The organism is Bacillus salacetis, from assembly GCF_049177075.1.
Classification (GTDB): domain Bacteria; phylum Bacillota; class Bacilli; order Bacillales; family Bacillaceae_B; genus Rossellomorea; species Rossellomorea salacetis_A.
The window spans coordinates 330,001-346,614 of record NZ_CP185377.1 but is presented as its reverse complement, the minus strand read 5'-3'; the positions used below and the strand labels follow the sequence as shown (position 1 = coordinate 346,614).

At 45.8% G+C, this 16,614-nt stretch carries 16 protein-coding genes, 2 rRNA genes and 1 riboswitch (1 of these 19 only partly in view); of the genes, 3 read left to right on the top strand and 15 right to left on the bottom strand.

All coding sequences use genetic code 11. The features are described 5' to 3' along the window. Positions 1-6: 6 nt before the first annotated feature. The 13 genes from purF to ACOJQI_RS01800 form a co-directional block, all read right to left on the bottom strand. A complete protein-coding gene (gene purF / locus ACOJQI_RS01860; RefSeq protein WP_421382979.1) occupies positions 7-1,428 on the bottom strand; it encodes an amidophosphoribosyltransferase in 1,422 nt (473 codons plus the stop codon). Further along, positions 1,404-3,635, bottom strand: a complete 2,232-nt coding sequence (gene purL, locus ACOJQI_RS01855) for a phosphoribosylformylglycinamidine synthase subunit PurL (protein ID WP_421382977.1) — start codon at positions 3,633-3,635, stop codon at positions 1,404-1,406. Before purL ends, purF begins: the two co-directional genes overlap by 25 nt. Next, entirely contained in the window at positions 3,619-4,305 is a 687-nt protein-coding gene (gene purQ, locus ACOJQI_RS01850) for a phosphoribosylformylglycinamidine synthase subunit PurQ (RefSeq protein ID WP_421382975.1), read from the bottom strand. The genes purL and purQ overlap by 17 nt, the downstream gene beginning before the upstream one ends. Then, positions 4,302-4,556, bottom strand: coding sequence for a phosphoribosylformylglycinamidine synthase subunit PurS (purS, locus tag ACOJQI_RS01845; RefSeq protein WP_421382973.1), 255 nt, complete (start codon positions 4,554-4,556; stop codon positions 4,302-4,304). Before purS ends, purQ begins: the two co-directional genes overlap by 4 nt. Beyond that, positions 4,544-5,269: a phosphoribosylaminoimidazolesuccinocarboxamide synthase gene (gene purC / locus ACOJQI_RS01840; RefSeq protein WP_421382971.1), complete on the bottom strand. Its 726-nt coding sequence runs from the start codon at positions 5,267-5,269 to the stop codon at positions 4,544-4,546. Before purC ends, purS begins: the two co-directional genes overlap by 13 nt. Positions 5,270-5,436: 167 nt before the next feature. Then, the gene (gene purB / locus ACOJQI_RS01835; RefSeq protein ID WP_421382969.1) at positions 5,437-6,732 is read right to left on the bottom strand and encodes an adenylosuccinate lyase; all 1,296 of its coding nucleotides are present in this window, start codon (positions 6,730-6,732) and stop codon (positions 5,437-5,439) included. Next, positions 6,729-7,889 carry a 5-(carboxyamino)imidazole ribonucleotide synthase gene (purK, locus tag ACOJQI_RS01830; protein ID WP_421382967.1) on the bottom strand — a complete coding sequence of 387 codons (1,161 nt, stop codon included), beginning with the start codon at positions 7,887-7,889 and terminating at the stop codon, positions 6,729-6,731. The genes purB and purK overlap by 4 nt, the downstream gene beginning before the upstream one ends. Beyond that, a complete protein-coding gene (gene purE / locus ACOJQI_RS01825) occupies positions 7,876-8,364 on the bottom strand; it encodes a 5-(carboxyamino)imidazole ribonucleotide mutase (RefSeq protein ID WP_421382965.1) in 489 nt (162 codons plus the stop codon). The genes purK and purE overlap by 14 nt, the downstream gene beginning before the upstream one ends. 205 nt (positions 8,365-8,569) lie before the next feature. After that, positions 8,570-8,671: riboswitch (purine riboswitch) on the bottom strand. Between the two features lie 77 nt (positions 8,672-8,748). Beyond that, a complete protein-coding gene (locus tag ACOJQI_RS01820) occupies positions 8,749-8,946 on the bottom strand; it encodes an NETI motif-containing protein (RefSeq protein ID WP_421382963.1) in 198 nt (65 codons plus the stop codon). After that, entirely contained in the window at positions 8,939-9,475 is a 537-nt protein-coding gene (locus tag ACOJQI_RS01815; RefSeq protein ID WP_421385373.1) for a DUF2179 domain-containing protein, read from the bottom strand. Before ACOJQI_RS01815 ends, ACOJQI_RS01820 begins: the two co-directional genes overlap by 8 nt. 502 nt (positions 9,476-9,977) lie before the next feature. Beyond that, positions 9,978-12,119 (bottom strand): PAS domain S-box protein, encoded by a 2,142-nt coding sequence (locus tag ACOJQI_RS01810; RefSeq protein ID WP_421382961.1) that lies wholly within the window; start codon positions 12,117-12,119, stop codon positions 9,978-9,980. A 30-nt stretch (positions 12,120-12,149) separates the two neighbouring features. Continuing rightward, positions 12,150-12,458 carry a PAS domain S-box protein gene (locus tag ACOJQI_RS01805; RefSeq protein ID WP_421385372.1) on the bottom strand — a complete coding sequence of 103 codons (309 nt, stop codon included), beginning with the start codon at positions 12,456-12,458 and terminating at the stop codon, positions 12,150-12,152. Between the two features lie 326 nt (positions 12,459-12,784). Next, positions 12,785-13,240, bottom strand: coding sequence for a GNAT family N-acetyltransferase (locus ACOJQI_RS01800; RefSeq protein ID WP_421382959.1), 456 nt, complete (start codon positions 13,238-13,240; stop codon positions 12,785-12,787). A gap of 171 nt (positions 13,241-13,411) precedes the next feature. Here ACOJQI_RS01800 and ACOJQI_RS01795 point away from each other — a divergent pair, with 171 nt between their 5' ends. Genes ACOJQI_RS01795 through ACOJQI_RS01785 form a run of 3 tightly spaced genes read left to right on the top strand, consistent with a single transcriptional unit; the run spans position 13,412 to position 15,568 of the window. Then, on the top strand, positions 13,412-13,915 hold the full coding sequence (locus tag ACOJQI_RS01795; RefSeq protein WP_421385371.1) for a sigma-70 family RNA polymerase sigma factor: 504 nt from the start codon (positions 13,412-13,414) through the stop codon (positions 13,913-13,915). Next, positions 13,915-14,310, top strand: a complete 396-nt coding sequence (locus tag ACOJQI_RS01790; protein WP_421382957.1) for a PadR family transcriptional regulator — start codon at positions 13,915-13,917, stop codon at positions 14,308-14,310. The genes ACOJQI_RS01795 and ACOJQI_RS01790 overlap by 1 nt, the downstream gene beginning before the upstream one ends. 4 nt (positions 14,311-14,314) lie before the next feature. After that, a complete protein-coding gene (locus ACOJQI_RS01785) occupies positions 14,315-15,568 on the top strand; it encodes an FtsW/RodA/SpoVE family cell cycle protein (RefSeq protein ID WP_421382955.1) in 1,254 nt (417 codons plus the stop codon). A gap of 699 nt (positions 15,569-16,267) precedes the next feature. On the opposite strand, the gene rrf is transcribed toward ACOJQI_RS01785, so the two are convergent. Continuing rightward, positions 16,268-16,384 (bottom strand): 5S ribosomal RNA (gene rrf / locus ACOJQI_RS01780). An 87-nt stretch (positions 16,385-16,471) separates the two neighbouring features. Beyond that, positions 16,472-16,614, bottom strand: a 23S ribosomal RNA gene (locus ACOJQI_RS01775) (it continues 2,793 nt past the right edge of the window).

Sequence of the window (16,614 nt, the reverse complement as noted above, 5' to 3'; positions counted from 1 at the left end):
TTCCTCCTAGCGTACAAGCTCTTTTTCATAAGGATGAAGGGTATCCGGGTAAATTTCTGTCGGGTATCTCCCTGTAAAACAGGCAAGGCAGTGCCCCCTGTTTTCAGAAGAATCCTTCCGGCCGACTGCTTCCACCATTCCTTCCGTACTTAAAAAGGTCAATGAATCAGCCCCGATGATTTCCCTGATTTCCTCCACTGAGCGGGTGCTGGCAATCAGTTCTTCATGGGTGCTGGTGTCAATTCCGTAGTAACAGGGGTTCTTGATCGGCGGCGAGCTGATGACCACATGGACTTCCGTCGCACCGGCTTCCTTCAGCATCGTCACGATCCTCCGGCTGGTCGTACCGCGGACAATCGAGTCATCCACCATCACGACACGCTTACCTTCAACAACGCCCCTTACCGGTGAAAGCTTCATCTTTACCCCCTGCTCCCTAAGTGACTGGGAAGGCTGGATGAATGTCCTGCCGACATAACGGTTCTTGATCAAACCCATTTCATAAGGGATGCCGGAAGCTTCCGCATAGCCGATTGCGCTTGAAATACTGGAGTCCGGGACACCTGTCACAACGTCTGCTTCAATCGGTGCTTCCTTCGCCAGCTGCATGCCCATGCGTTTTCTCGCACTGTGAACATTGATGCCGTGAATATTGCTGTCCGGTCTTGAAAAATAAACATATTCCATTGTGCAAATGGACGTTCCGCAAGAAATCGTAAATTTTTCGGAAGTAATGCCCTCATCATTGATGATCAGTAATTCCCCCGGCTCCACATCGCGGATGAACTCAGCACCTGTAATATCAAAAGCACATGTTTCCGATGCGACACAATAAGAATCACCGATCATACCGAGCGACAACGGCCTCAAGCCATTCGGATCCAGCGCCACCATCATTTCCGTTTCCGTCATGATGATGAAAGCATAGGCTCCCTTCAGCATCGTCAACGCATTCTTGACCCGATCCTTCAATGTCGGAAAACCGCTTCTTTTGATCAAGTGAGCCAGCACTTCTGTATCAGAACTTGTTTGAAAAATACTCCCTTGACTTTCAAGCTGATGCTTCAAAGCATTGGCATTCACAAGGTTTCCGTTATGGGCCAGCGCCAGGCTTCCGTTTCCGGAATGGAAAAGGAGAGGCTGGACATTCTCATATCCGCCGCCTCCTGCTGTTGCATAACGCACATGTCCGATGGCCGCTTTGCCAGTCAGACCGTCAATCGCACCTTGCTGGAATACTTCCGTGACAAGGCCTTCACCTTTCACACCAGTAAGCTTCTCACCATCTGTTACGACAATCCCCGCGCCTTCCTGCCCGCGGTGCTGCAGGCTGTGCAGTCCGTAATAGGTCAGTTGTGCCGCATTGCTGTTCCCCCAAATGCCAAAGACACCGCATTCTTCATTTAAGCCTTTGATTTCAGCAAGCATGGGATAGCTCCTTTCCAAGCTGTTTCCAATTCTTCCACTGTTGAAAGCAGGACAACTTTCCCGTCCTGATTTACGATTTTAAGATAAGATGACTCATTCACTTCACCAACCAGCTTCGCATCGGCAACCGCCTCTTCAAACTGTTCCTGGAATTCTTTTTTAACAGAAACGATAAAGCGGGACTGTGTCTCACTGAACAACTCAGCTGTCAGGTGATCACCGATTCTGATTGTCGCGCCCAGTCCTTCTGTTCCGAAAGTGGATTCCGCCATCGCTACTGCAAGGCCGCCCTCTGCAATATCGTGGGCAGATGCAACGTAACCGCTGCGGATTGCATTCAACAAAGCTTCCTGTCTCTGCTGTTCAAGGGCCAGATCCAGTTCAGGCGATTTACCGAAAATCTTTCCGTACATCATTTTCTGAAGCTCGCTTCCGCCAAACTCTTCACTTGCTTCACCGATCACATAGATTAAGTCCCCGGCAGCCTTGAACTGCTGAGTCGTAATATGTGAAAGGTCTTCAACAAGACCGACCATGCCGACAACCGGTGTCGGATAGACCGCTTTGCCTTTTGATTCATTATAAAGGGAAACATTTCCTCCGATGACCGGTGTAGAAAGCGTACGGCAAGCCTCGCTCATCCCATCAACGGCTTTCTCGATCTGCCAGAAAATCTCAGGCTTTTCAGGATTTCCGAAATTCAGGCAGTCTGTGATGGCCAGAGGCACACCGCCTGAGCAGACGATATTGCGCGCCGCTTCAGCCACAGCAATTTTACCGCCTACTTCAGGATCAAGATAAAGGTAGCGGGAGTTACAATCCGTCGTCATGGCAAGTGCTTTTTTCGTACCTCTGATGCGGATGACGGCTGCATCGGAACCCGGGCAGACGACTGTGTTTGTACGGACCTGGTGATCGTACTGGTCATACACCCATTCCTTGCTCGCAATCGTCGGCTGCGAAAGCAGTTCTTTTAATGTATCTTTATAATCAATCACACTTGGAACTTCAACATTCATTTCCTGGAACTCTTTATAATAAGCAGGCTCCTGGGAAGGCTTCTGATATACCGGTGCATCTTCAGCCAGGGCATCAACAGGCACATCCGCAACAACTTCGCCTTTATGAAGAAGCCTGAGCTTTTTATCATCTGTCACCCGGCCGATCGCCACTGCATCCAGGTCATATTTAGAAACGATCTCTTCGATTTCTGCTTCGCGTCCTTTTTCCACGACGATCAGCATTCTTTCCTGAGACTCGGAAAGCATCATTTCATATGGAGTCATATCTTTCTCTCGCTGCGGGACAAGGTCAAGGTCCATTTCGATACCGGAACCGGCTTTGCTCGCCATTTCTGCAGATGAACTTGTAATGCCGGCTGCCCCCATATCCTGAATGCCGATAAGAGCGTCTGATTTAATCAACTCAAGGCATGCTTCCAAAAGAAGTTTTTCCATGAACGGATCGCCCACCTGAACTGCAGGGCGTTTCTCTTCAGACTCTTCTCCAAGCTCTTCTGAAGCAAAAGTTGCCCCGTGGATACCGTCACGGCCTGTTTTAGCCCCAATGTACATCACTGTATTGCCTGTTCCATGTGCAACGCCCTTTTGAATATCCTCATGGTTGATTAACCCTACGCACATAGCGTTGACAAGAGGGTTGCCTTCATATGCGGAGTCGAACTGAACTTCCCCGCCGACAGTCGGAATCCCGATACAGTTTCCGTAGCCCGCAATCCCTGCGACTACTTCCTCAAAAAGGTACTTAACACGAGGAGAATCCAATTCTCCAAAGCGTAGAGAGTTGAGTAGTGCGACAGGTCGCGCCCCCATTGAAAATACATCGCGTATAATTCCGCCGACACCCGTTGCCGCCCCTTGATAAGGCTCAATCGCTGACGGGTGATTATGGCTTTCAATTTTGAAAACAACTGCTTGCTGGTCTCCGATGTCAACAATACCTGCTCCTTCCCCGGGCCCTTGAAGAACTTTTTCTCCAGTGACAGGGAATTTCTTCAGGACTGGTTTTGAGTTTTTGTAGCTGCAATGCTCCGACCACATAACCGAGAAAAGCCCAGTCTCTGTATAATTAGGTGTTCTTCCGAGGATGTTCTCCACCATCGTGAACTCTTCATCCGTCAGACCCATCTCGCGGTAGATTTTCTCAGTCTTGATTCTGGTTTCATTCGGTTCAAGCATTAACGGCATGTTGTTCCCTCCAGTGCTTTACAATTGATTGAAATAGTTTCCGTCCATCAGCGCTTCCAAGCAATTCATCCATCGCCCTCTCCGGGTGAGGCATCATTCCAAGGACATTTCCAGCTTTATTCGTAATCCCGGCAATATCGGAAATACTGCCGTTCGGATTGTTTCCTTCATAGGTAAAAACAATCTGGTTATGATTCTGCAATTCTTCCAAAGTCGCGTCATCACAATAATAATTCCCTTCACCATGGGCAACCGGGATGTTCAGGACTTCCCCATTCACATATCCGCCAGTGAACATTGTATTGTTGTTCTCCACTTTCAACGGGACAGTGCGGCAGATGAATTTCAAGCCGTCATTCCGCAGGAGAGCCCCCGGAAGTAGACCTGCTTCCAATAAAATCTGGAAGCCGTTGCAGACACCAAGTACAGGTTTTCCGGCTTCAGCTGCTTTCACCACTTCAGCCATTACATTTGAAAAGCGGGCAATGGAACCGCAGCGCAGGTAGTCTCCATAAGAGAATCCACCCGGCAGAAGGATAGCATCATAGTCTTCTAGATTATCTGCATCATGCCAAACGTATTCAACTTCTTCACCGATTTCGTCTTTGATGGCATGGTACATATCGATGTCACAGTTCGACCCTGGAAATACGATCACAGCGAACTTCATTGGCCGACCAACTCCTCGATTTCATAGCGGTAATCCTCGATGACCGGATTCGCCAAAAGCTTGCTGCACATTTCGTCTACAGCTTCTTCCACACTCTTGTCAGAAGGTGAGATTGTCAGTTCCATATACTTCCCGATGCGCACATCTTCCACCTGGTTGTAATCCATGCTGTGAAGCGAATTCTGGACAGCCTTTCCCTGCGGATCCAATACGCTCTCTCTTAATGTGATGAATACCTTTACTTTGTACATGCTTCTTTTCCTCCCAGTCTCTCAAGAATAATAGAATATACGTCTGTCAGATTGCCCAAGTCCCTGCGGAACACATCCTTATCAAGCTTCTCGTTCGTTTCGATATCCCAAAGCCTGCAGGTGTCGGGTGAAATCTCGTCAGCAAGCATAATGTTTCCTTCGCTGTCTTTCCCGAACTCCAATTTGAAATCGATCAGCTTCACACCGATTTCGGAAAAAATCCCTTGTAAAACCTCATTCACTTTTAACCCTTGAATTTTAAGGAACTCAACCTCTTCCCGGTCTGCCAGCTCAAGCAGTTCGATATGAGCTTCCGTCAGCAGCGGGTCGCCGAGATCGTCATCTTTAAAATAAAACTCGACGATGCTGTGCTTCAGAGCCGTTCCTTCTTCCAAACCAAGTCTTTTCGCTAAACTTCCGGCCGCAACATTTCTGACCACAACTTCCAGAGGAATGATCTCCACCCGTTTTACGAGCTGCTCATGCTCTGAAATCCTTTTGATGAAATGACTCCCGATCCCCTTGTCTTTCAGCTTTGAAAACAGCAGACTGCTAATCTCGTTATTCAAAACGCCTTTACCGCCGATTTCCGCTTTCTTTTCCCCATTGAAAGCAGTAGCCGAATCCTTGTATTCCACCCAAACCTCTTCGTTGTTTTCCGTACTGTAGATCCTCTTCGCTTTCCCTTCGTATAAAAGACCCTGTTTTTCCATCCCGAGATCCCCTTTTCTATACTGAAATCCACTCGCTTCACCGCTTTAAAGTACTAAGAGGGACAGTCCCTCTTAGCGCTTTAAAGCATTAAATAACTCCGAATATTAGCAATCTTCAGTCTATGTTTTGTAAAAAAAGGAAGAGACCCCTCTCTTCCTTTATCTAATTATTTCAAACCGCAGCGTTCAAAAATTGTATCCACGTGCTTCAGATGATGATTGTAGTCGAAGCAGTCATCGATCTCAGCTGGTGACAGCCTGGATGTGATCGCCTCTTCTTCTTCAATCAGCGAACGGAAAGGCACTTGTTTTTCCCATGCTTCCATCGCTTTTGGCTGTACCGTGTCATACGCTGCTTCACGCGCCATTCCCTTGTCGATCAAAGCAAGCAGGACACGCTGAGAATAAATCAGGCCGAGCGTACGGTCCATGTTGCGTTTCATATTCTCAGGATAAACAGTCAAGTTCTTCACGATATTGCTGAAACGGTTCAGCATATAGTTCAGCGCGATTGTCGCATCCGGAAGGATCACCCGCTCAGCAGAAGAATGAGAGATGTCACGCTCATGCCAAAGCGGTACATTTTCATAAGCTGTCATCATGTAACCGCGGATGACGCGCGCCATTCCCGTCATATTCTCAGATCCAATCGGGTTGCGCTTATGAGGCATTGCCGAAGATCCTTTTTGGCCTTTCGCGAAGAACTCTTCCACTTCACGCGTTTCACTCTTTTGCAGACCGCGGATTTCAACTGCGAATTTTTCAATCGATGTCGCGATCAATGCGATGGTACTCATGTAATGCGCATGGCGGTCACGCTGCAGGGTCTGTGTTGAAACCGGTGCCGGTGACAATCCAAGCTTTTCACACACGAAGGACTCAACAAACGGATCGATATTGGCGTATGTTCCGACTGCTCCGGAGATTTTGCCGAATTCAACACCAGCCGCAGCGTCCTTGAAACGTTCAAGGTTTCTCTTCATTTCTTCGTACCATAGAGCAAGCTTCAAGCCGAATGTCGTCGGCTCTGCATGGACACCATGCGTTCTGCCCATCATGACCGTATCTTTATGTTCAATTGCTTTATTTTTCAGTATTTCGATAAAGTTCTCAAGGTCCTTTAAGATAATCCCATTAGCCTGGCGCAGGACATAAGACAAAGCTGTGTCAACGACGTCCGTAGAAGTCAAACCGTAATGGACCCACTTACGCTCTTCCCCAAGTGTTTCAGAAACCGCTCTTGTAAAAGCAACCACATCATGACGTGTTTCTTCTTCGATTTCTTTGATGCGGTCCACATTGAAGCCCGCGTTTTCTCTTATTTTCGCGACATCTTCTTTCGGGATATCCCCAAGTTCCGCCCATGCCTCACATGCCAGGATTTCTACTTCAAGCCATGCCTGGAAGCGGTTCTCCTCTGTCCAAATCGCTCCCATTTCCGGGCGTGTATAACGTTCAATCATGATTGTTTTCCTCCGATCATTTCTTTACTGTTCCAGATATCTGTTTCGTTTAATTCGGTTAACGTCTTCTCTATATCGTTCGTCAGAACTGTGACATGCCCCATCTTGCGCTTGGCCTTTGCTTCATCTTTTCCATACAGATGAATGGACCAGTCCGGCTGGAGCGGGATGCTCTTCACGACACCATCAAGATGCTCTCCCAAGATATTGACCATGACTGCCGGCTTGATGATATCCGTGCCTTTCAAGGGCCAGTCGCAGATTGCGCGGATATGCTGGGCAAACTGTGAAGTCTCGCATGCCTCGATTGAGAAGTGTCCGGAGTTATGCGGGCGCGGTGCCAGTTCATTCACATAGATCTCACCTGTTTTGGTCAGGAACATTTCAACGGCCAGTGTACCCACCATATCCAGTGTCTCTGCCACTTTTTTCGCTGTATTAACAGCCTTCTCATTGGCCGCTTCACTTATTCTTGCCGGTGCAATTGTCTGGTGAAGAATATTGTCTTTGTGGATGTTCTCCACAGCCGGGAATACACTCAGCTCTCCGGAAGGGTTCCTCGTCACAATGACAGACACTTCTTTATCAAAGGACATCCATTTTTCTAAAACACATGGGCCGTTAGCCAGAAGGCCAGCTACTTTTTCAATATCAGCCGGTTCATAGAGCACGACCTGCCCTTTTCCATCGTAGCCTCCCCTGGCTGTCTTCAAGACAACAGGATAGCCGAGTTTCTCTGCTTTCTCTTCAATCTCTTGTTCACTTAGTATGACTTCATATGGAGCAACTTCCACACCGCCGTAGACAAGGGCTTCCTTCTCCGCAATCCGGTTCTGGGTGATGCGGATCAATTCCGCTCCCTGCGGGACATAGGCCTTTTCGGTAAGGTCTTTCAGTGCTTCATAATCTATATTTTCAAATTCATATGTAATGACGTCGCTGAGTTCAGCCAGCCTTTCCAGCGCTCCGCGGTCCTCGTAGTCCGCAATGATCACTTCATCTGCAACCTGGGCACATGGACCATCGCTTCCCGGGTCTAAAACCGCAACCCTGAAGCCCGATTCCTTTGCAGCCAGTGCCATCATCCTGCCAAGCTGTCCGCCGCCTATTATGCCGATTGTCTGTCCTGGATAAATCACTTTTTTATTCAAGGTCATCACTGCTTTCCATCACTTTTTGTCTGAGTGCTTCACGGTTATTGTCCAGTTTCAATGCCAGCTCCTCATCCCCCGTGGAAAGGATCTGTGCTGCCAGCAGTCCGGCATTCTTCGCACCCGCTTCCCCGATTGCCACCGTTGCAACCGGTACACCGCCAGGCATTTGAACGATGGATAAAAGTGAATCGAGGCCGTTCAATGCTTTCGATTGGACAGGGACCCCGATAACAGGAAGAGTTGTCTTGGCTGCCGCCATCCCCGGAAGATGTGCTGCCCCGCCGGCACCCGCGATGATGACCTTGAGCCCTCTTCCCCTGGCGCTTTCCGCAAAATCAAACATCAAATCAGGGGTTCTATGAGCAGAAACTACTTTTTTCTCGTAAGGAATACTATACTCATCAAGAATATCACAAGCATGCTTCATCGTTTTCCAATCAGAAGTACTTCCCATGATCACTCCAACTTTTGGCTGCATCTCGCTACCTCCTGAAATCTATTATTCTTTACCGCTTTAAAGCGGCGGGGGACAGTCCCCCATTGCTTTAAAGCGGTAAAGGCATTTATGTATATTTCAAAAAACAAAAGCCCGGATTAACGCTTCTCATGAGAGAAAGCAGTTAACCCGGGCACTACGGACAAGAAACCGGTCCCAAAAATGGATGGTCCTTGGCCGTGTTCTCCAGACAGCTACTTTCCCTCATAGTCCGATCATTTACGGTAACCGGGTAGATACTTATGGGCCATATTCCCAAGATTATATGAGGGTGTTTACTTGTTGATTTCATCATATCAACACTACAGCGTAACTGTCAACGAAAAATCGAACGATAATAAATTTCAGAAAATTAATGTTCGTATTTTAGTCGATTTTTCTTCCTTCGAATATTATTTTTTGCCGGACAGGTACATATTCAACCTGTCCATTTTTCTTTTCTTCATGAAAAACAGGCTTCTCCATCCTTTTGACAGGGGCAAATCCTTCCTGTTTCATCCGGTCCAAGCATGCTGCGATACTTTCATTTTCTTCCACTTCGAACATCTTTTTATTTTTACTCATTGGCAGGCAGGTTTTCCTTTCTGATTTTTCTCACGGTCTTCACCCAGAACCCTCCGTGGATCGTCTTCGGTTCATACGCAATGATGAATGCTTTGGGATCCAATTCCTTTATGGTCTGATACAGTTTCACTTCATTCTTTCTCGGCGTCAGGATCTGCATGGCCATCCGGTCCCCTTCAAGTCCGTGGGCAGCCCAGTTGGTCACCCCATATCCCTTCGTTCTCAATTTCTCCGGAAGGGCTTTATCATAGTCCGCCGTAATCACATTTACCGTGATGTAGCCCAGGGCAAGCTTCTCTTCGATTTTCATCCCGGCTATGACACCAAGCCCGTATCCGACTGCATAGGCGACCAGGTTCTGGATCTCATTCAGGTTATCAAGCACAAGGCCAAGCCCCACAACATAGATGACGACTTCAAACATGCTGACGAATGCGGCAATATACCGGTAACCCTTCAACGTCAGGATCATGCGGATCGTGAAAAATGAAACGTACACTATATTAATGATCAGGATGATGGCGACCATGATGTAACTGTTTTCCAGCAAACCTTTCTCCTCCTCTTCAAGTCCGGACAGCAGGTTTCTTTCCATTCAAACAGCCATCCGCGATTTCTACTTACTCTACTAGAAATTCCCCTTTTTGTGAACCGTTAACCGGCCATTCCTTAATTATGTAAAAAAGAGAGTGGGATTTCCTTAACTAGATTAGTTAGGAGAAAATATTTATTAAAAGTATCAATAGATGTCAATCCGTGTAGTGCTTTCCGCTGCAGGCGTCCGACTCCGCGGGGCGGGCGGTGAGCCTCCTCAGCTTCGCCTGCGGGGTCTCACCTGTCCCGCTAGTCCCGCAGGAGATCGAACACCTTCCGCTCCAATCACTATTAACATGAAAGTTAAAAGAATGAAGTGGATAAAGAACTATTCACTCTAGTCTTCTAACAAATAAAGAAAAGGACGAAATCATAAACATTTCGTCCTCCATCTATTGAACATTTCTATGAAAGCCATTTGATATAACACTCTGCCCCTATTTCTCCATCCCCAAAGGCAGGCTGACCTCAACAATCGTTCCTCTTCCCTGCACGCTTTTGATGACGAGCTTGCCTTTATGTTCATGGGCAATTTTTTTGCAAAGGAGGAGACCGAGCCCGGTCCCTTTCTCTTTAATGGAATAGAAAGGTTCTCCCAAATGTTTTAACCTGTCAGGGGCAATCCCTGTACCCGTATCCTTGATTCTCACCACAATGAACTGGTCTTCACGAATCACCGATACGTCAATATTCCCGCCGCCGGGCATCGCTTCAATACTATTTTTGAAGATGTTCAAGAACAACCGCTTGATCTGATCCTTCACCCCAACGATGAACTGCCGGGAAGGATTCAACAGAAAGTTGATCTTCACTTTTCTATCAGCTAGCTGTGATTCCAGTGAATCTATGATAGGAGTGAGGATATCATCCACTAGAGAAAGCTTCTCCCACTTGGCGGATTGCGGCTCGGCCAAAGTCAAAAATTCACTTGTCACCGTGTTGATGCTTTCCAATTCTTCTAACACGATTCCAAGATAATCATCATTAACCTTCTTTTCGTCCTTCATCAACTTTAGAAAACCAAGGCTGCTTGTCAGGGGATTCTTAACCTCATGCGCCACCCCTGCAGCCAGCTGTCCTGCCAAAGCGAGTTTTTCCTTCTCTCTCATGATTCTATCAAGTTCTACTTTTGCCGTAATATCATGAAAAGTCGCAATGACCTTTTCTTCAGAGTCTTCCTCAAGCACATTCCGTGTATCGACAATGATCCATCTTTTATCCTTGTATTTAGGGTGGTCAAAGCCCATGACAAAGTTGTTGATTTCTTTCCTGGTCCTGACCGTCTTTTTCCAGGGGTGGTCTTCGAGGCGGAGTTCTTCTCCACATTCATTAACCAACCGCCAATTGTGGCTGTCGGCGTTAATATGCTTGATCTCATCCTTCTCAAAACCAATAATATCAGCGGCATTTTGATTAGCATAAAGGATTCTGCCGTTTTGATCCTGTACCGTAATGCCGCACGCTATCGCTTCATAATACTTCTCCCTTTGCCTGTTGAGCAATACACGGTCGGTAATATCATACATTGTCATTAAAGCTCCCTCTTCAAACCCCAAAGGAACAACCTTTATCTCAAAGTACTTCCTTGTTTCATCTAAAAAAAGCAGTACCTCTTCTGTTTGATCTCCATATAGCAATTCTAAGAAATTGATTGGCTTCCGCTCTTTGCCTAACGCTGACAGCAAATCAAACAGCTGCTGTCCCGGCATGCCGATAAGCTCATTTTGTTCCATTGGCAGCAGCTTCACTAAAGAATGATTGACGAAGCTCACCCGCATATCCTTGCAAAGGCCGATGATGATTTCATCTGTTGAGCTCAGAACATTTTCCATCTGTCGATTCATCTTCAGCAGATTATTCTCTGCGTTCTTCTGTAAGCTTACATCCTTAATGACAAGATGGATACAGTTCTCCTTATGTGACTGACTGGTGATTCCCTTGACCTCCACAATCACTCTGGTTGAATCGGGTCGGATTATCTCCAGGTCAATAGTATGATGGGACAAAGATTCCCTGCTCAGCAAATCTTCAAAATAGGCGGCTGCCTTTTCTCTATCATATGGATGAATCCTTGAAACCAAAGAACTTCTCTCAGCCACTTTAGCGTGATAGCCCAAAATAGCTTGAGCTTCATTATTCAAATAGATTAAATTGTTCTCTCCCAAAAAAATAATTCCATCAGGGTTATCCTCGACAAGGCTGCGGTACTTTTCCGTACTCTCCAGTAAAGTCTTCTCATATACTTTTCGTTGTGAAATATCGATTCCTGTTCCGATTAAATATCCTCTGTCGTAACCGCCATCACTAATAGGGGATACAGACCACTGAACATAGAGATGCTCCCCACCTTTTGATACCCAGCAGTTTTCATAGGTTTCTCCCGGCTCCAAGCCGTTTTGGAAAATCCTTAAAAATGATTCCGTTTGAGAATCATCGATAAGCAAATTCCAAATCGGCTTGCCCTGCAATTCATCAGACGTATAGCCTGTCTTAGATTCAAAGTACTTGTTCATACTGACGATGTATCCACTTTGGTCCATAATGATGATATAGGCCTGAACACCATCCAGGAGTTCCACGGTCAGATTTTTCTCAGCAAGCCACTCATCCTACATCTCTTTTTTCAGTTCAATATCTTGAAGTGTACTAAGGACATATATCTCTCCTTGAAATTCAAGCATGGATGACTTGATTTCTACTAATACCTTTTGGCCATTGCTCGTCTTCATCTCCATTTCGTGTGATGCCTGCTTCGTTTCGATGAACTGTTCTTTCATGAAATTGAACAATCTTCTGCTTATATTGCCAAACAGCATCACTTCGGGATCCATTTCTAACAATTCTTCCTTTTCATACCCGAGGAGCCGGTAAGCAGCAGGGTTCGCATCCACAAAAAAAACAATCCTTGAAATTATCATCAAACCGTGAAATTAATATCGCATCTTCCAAATGAACATAAAAGGCGGCAAGAAGATCATGAACCTCTTTACTTGCTGCAGTCGGAGTATACATGTCTCCCACCCTTTCTAATGAATAAACAGTTTTTTGATAGAGTACATGATAAAGAAGTGAAGCCTTATGCAAGGAGAGATGAAGAGGAACTAGGGTGGAAGAGGTCTGAGGATTCCATATTTGCAAAGAAAGACTTACTATCCGGACTCTGAATACATAAAGTAAAGAGTATGCCAAAAAGACAGAAAAGTCAATCATATTTTTAGAGTTAAAACCGTGTTTCTCTTAACCTTTATAACTCTAACATCATGAATGTGCTGTTGGTATCTTCCTTATAATCCGCAAAAGGCTCACAATAGCTAAAGCCAAAACGCTCATACAACTTCCTTGCAGGCTCAAAAGCAGCCATGGATCCCGTTTCCAGACTGAGCCTTGTATATCCCCGTTTCCTTGACTCTTCAATAATGTGTAGAAGCACTCTTTTAGAAACCCCTTTCCTTAAATGGCGGGATGAGGTCTTCATCGATTTTATTTCCCCATGCCGTGAATCCAATTCTTTAAGAGCACCGCAGCCAACCAATTCCTTACCTTCCCAGGCACTCCAGAATGTAACCTCAGGCTTCCGCAAACCATCAAGATTAAGAGCATGCCTGCTCTCAGCCGGTGAATGGATTGCCATGTCCTGAAGATGGTCCATGATCAACTCCTTAACTTCACTTCCTGTCAAATCATCTATTCTTATTTCCATTCCTATATTCTCCTTTATAAAAAACATAATAAACTTCATTAATTCTATATCTTCAAAGATAATCCTTTATTTCAGAGGCTCATGAAACAAAAATAAAAAAAGAAAAACCTCTCCCCACCTGAACTCGTCTATAGTATAGGAGGGAAGACAGTGGAGGACATAATAGAGAGTATGGTAAATGAAATGACAATCGATGAAGTGATAGATCAATACGGTGCGGAAGTTTGGCGGCTGGTATTCTCCTATGTTCGTGATGAACAGCTTGCCGACGACCTTACACAAGAAATTTTTATCAAGGTGTTCCATAAGCTTGATACCTTTGCGGGTCAATCCTCCTTGCTCACCTGGATTTGGAGGATTGCGGCCAATCATTGCAAGGACTACCTGAAAAGCTGGTATAAAAGAAAAGTGTTCACCCGGGATGAATCAACATTCAACTACATGGTTTCGAGCACGTCAGTAGAGAAAGAAATTATTCAAAGCGAAGAGGACAGGGAACTGGAGACTGCAGTGATGAACCTGCCATTGAAGTATCGCGAGATTATCTACCTCTATTACTATGAAGAATTGCCAATCAAAGAAATCGCCCAGTTGCTCAATGTAAAAGAAAATACGGTAAAAACAAGATTAAGACGAGCGAAGCAGTTGATCAAAAAAAGGCTGGTGAATCCATAATGGAAGACCGTTTAAAGAGATTGCGGACAATCATGGAAGAAGGAACATTTAAACGACATCCGTTTACAGAAGAAAAGAAAGATAGGTTGAAAAAGACCATCCATCAAACTGCTGCACCAAAAGAACAATTAACTGATCATATTCTCCAAATTCTAACAACAGAGAAAACAGGACATGAAGTGTTCCAGCAACTTTGCACCCGGGGAATCAACAATTTTAAAGAAAACCAGGGCTTACTCTATACCAATCTTCACTCCCTAGAAAACAACAGACTCATTGTTTCCCAGTGGAGTGAAGAAAAAAAGCTGTACCGCTTAACTGAGCAGGGCAGGAAAAAGTTAAGAAACAAAGAAAAGAAGAAACACTCCTATAAAGCCCTATTGGAGGGAGAGTAGAACGGTGAAAAAACGAACAGGAGAATTTCTAGAAAGAGTCACCATGTATGTCAGATCGAAAGAAGCTAAAGTATATGTAAAAAAAGAGCTGGATTATCACATGGAAAAAGAAATAAAGCACTGGACTGCAAAAGGTTTAACAGAGCTCGAAGCAGAAGAGAAAGTAATCAAGGAAATGGGCAGCCCCGAACGGCTCGGCATGAAAATGAATGAGCTTCATCGTCCCAAGATAGATTGGCTGATGATCGGACTGCTCATCTTGATCTCTGGCATCGGAGTCCTTCCTACGTTAAATATAAATCAAGAGCTGTTTAATGATGGTGATTATTTTACAAAAAAATTGATTTACCTTTTCCTTGGGGCCATTATCGTGGCTGCGCTGATGTATCTGGATTACCGGAAACTCCAAAGATTTAAGTGGTGGATTTATTCTGTTACTGCGCTGATGATAACAGCGATAACCTTTTTTCCTAATACCACCATCAACGGTTCTGCTTATTTTCGTATCGCCAGTCTTACATTTGACAGCAATACCGTCATAACAGCCTTAGTTTTGTGCTGGGTTATTCTCCTTGGAGAAAAACAGTTGCACTTCTGGCTGACACCGATTTTATTCGGACTGAGTGTGCTGGTCTTGATGGCCATTCCAAGCGTACCAGGAGTAATCGTTTACTCTCTGACAGTATTCACTCTGCTTTGGTACCGCCTCAAGGCAAAAAGAAAAGTCATCAGCCTGGGGGCAGGAGGAATGATACTGCTGTTCTGCGGAATGCTCACCACCGCAAAACCGTATCAACTCGAAAGACTGTACGCCTTCATCAATCCGGAAAAATACAGCGGCTATATTTATTTACACCAGCGGGAGCTATTAATGGATGCTGGCTGGCTGGGCAACCCCAGAGGCAGCGCGGTCATACCCGAAGCACATACCGACTTTGCTTTCACAACCATTACCTACTACTACGGCTGGCTTGCCGGTATCAGCTTAATCCTTGTGGGCATCCTGATCATGAGCAGGATGATTAAAAGAGCAGCGGACTTCAAGGACCCTTTTGGAAAGCTGACCATCGTCGGGGGCGTCACCCTCTTTTCAGTCCAATTCCTTTATAATATCGGCATGAGCCTTGGACTTCTCCCTATCACAAGCGTCTTTCTTCCCTTTGTCAGTTACGGGCTCAACCCGACCATTCAACTATCACTCGTGATGGGTCTGTTTTTAAGTGTGTATAGAAGAAAAGATCTGGTTGTACTTCAGTAAGAGAAAAAGCAATGTGGTAAACATAACGCTTGGTGTTATATCCAAGCGTTTTTGTTTGTTCCATTTTTAAAAGAGGTGTCTGTGAAAGTTTTGGGCGGCTATGAAGGGAAATCAGGCACATGGGCAAGCTAAGGGGAGGAATATTTCCCTGAAAGAGGATTTATCACTCTGTAAGGGCACGATTAAGTGAGGATTGTTACCCTAGAAAGAGAAACATCTCTCTGTAGGGGTACGTTTACATATCAAAGAGTACCGTCCTTGACCTTCGTGCCCCTCCCCGACCTCGCTCCTGCTTTTGATGAATATTTAGGAAAGAATCTCTCCAAACCTTTCGGTTTCACCTCTCTTTAAACACAAAAAAGAGCACCCATCAGGGTACCCTCTTCATTTTGCTTGGCGACGTCCTACTCTCACAGGGGGAGGCCCAACTACCCTCACAGGGGGAGGCCCAACTACCATCGGCACTGAAGGCTCGGCCGGCGATGAGCGGCGAATCTCTTCGTCCGCTTCGCTCGTTCACATCCTCATGGGCAGAGCCCATTCCGGTGCTCTCTCCCTCACGTCCTCGACCTTCTTGCTCCTCCCCACCCTCGCTCCTGCTTTTGAGAAGTTTCCGGGTAAGTCCTCTCTAAACCTTTCGGTTTCATTTCTTTCAAAAACACATAAAAAAAGAGCACCCGTCAGGGTACCCTCTCATTTGCCTGGCGACGTCCTACTCTCACAGGGGGAGATCCCCCAACTACCATCGGCGCTGAAGAGCTTAACTTCCGTGTTCGGCATGGGAACGGGTGTGACCTCTTCGCCTTAATCACCAGACTATGTATGAAGTTGAAAGAACATCGTTCTCTCAAAACTAGATAAAGTTTCTGAAGAAAAGAAAGTATTCCGAGTTCGCTATAAATTGTGGTTAAGTCCTCGATCGATTAGTATCTGTCAGCTGCACGTGTCGCCACGCTTCCACCTCAGACCTATCTACCTGATCATCTTTCAGGGATCTTACTCACATAAAGTGATGGGAAATCTCATCTCGAGGGGGGCTTCATGCT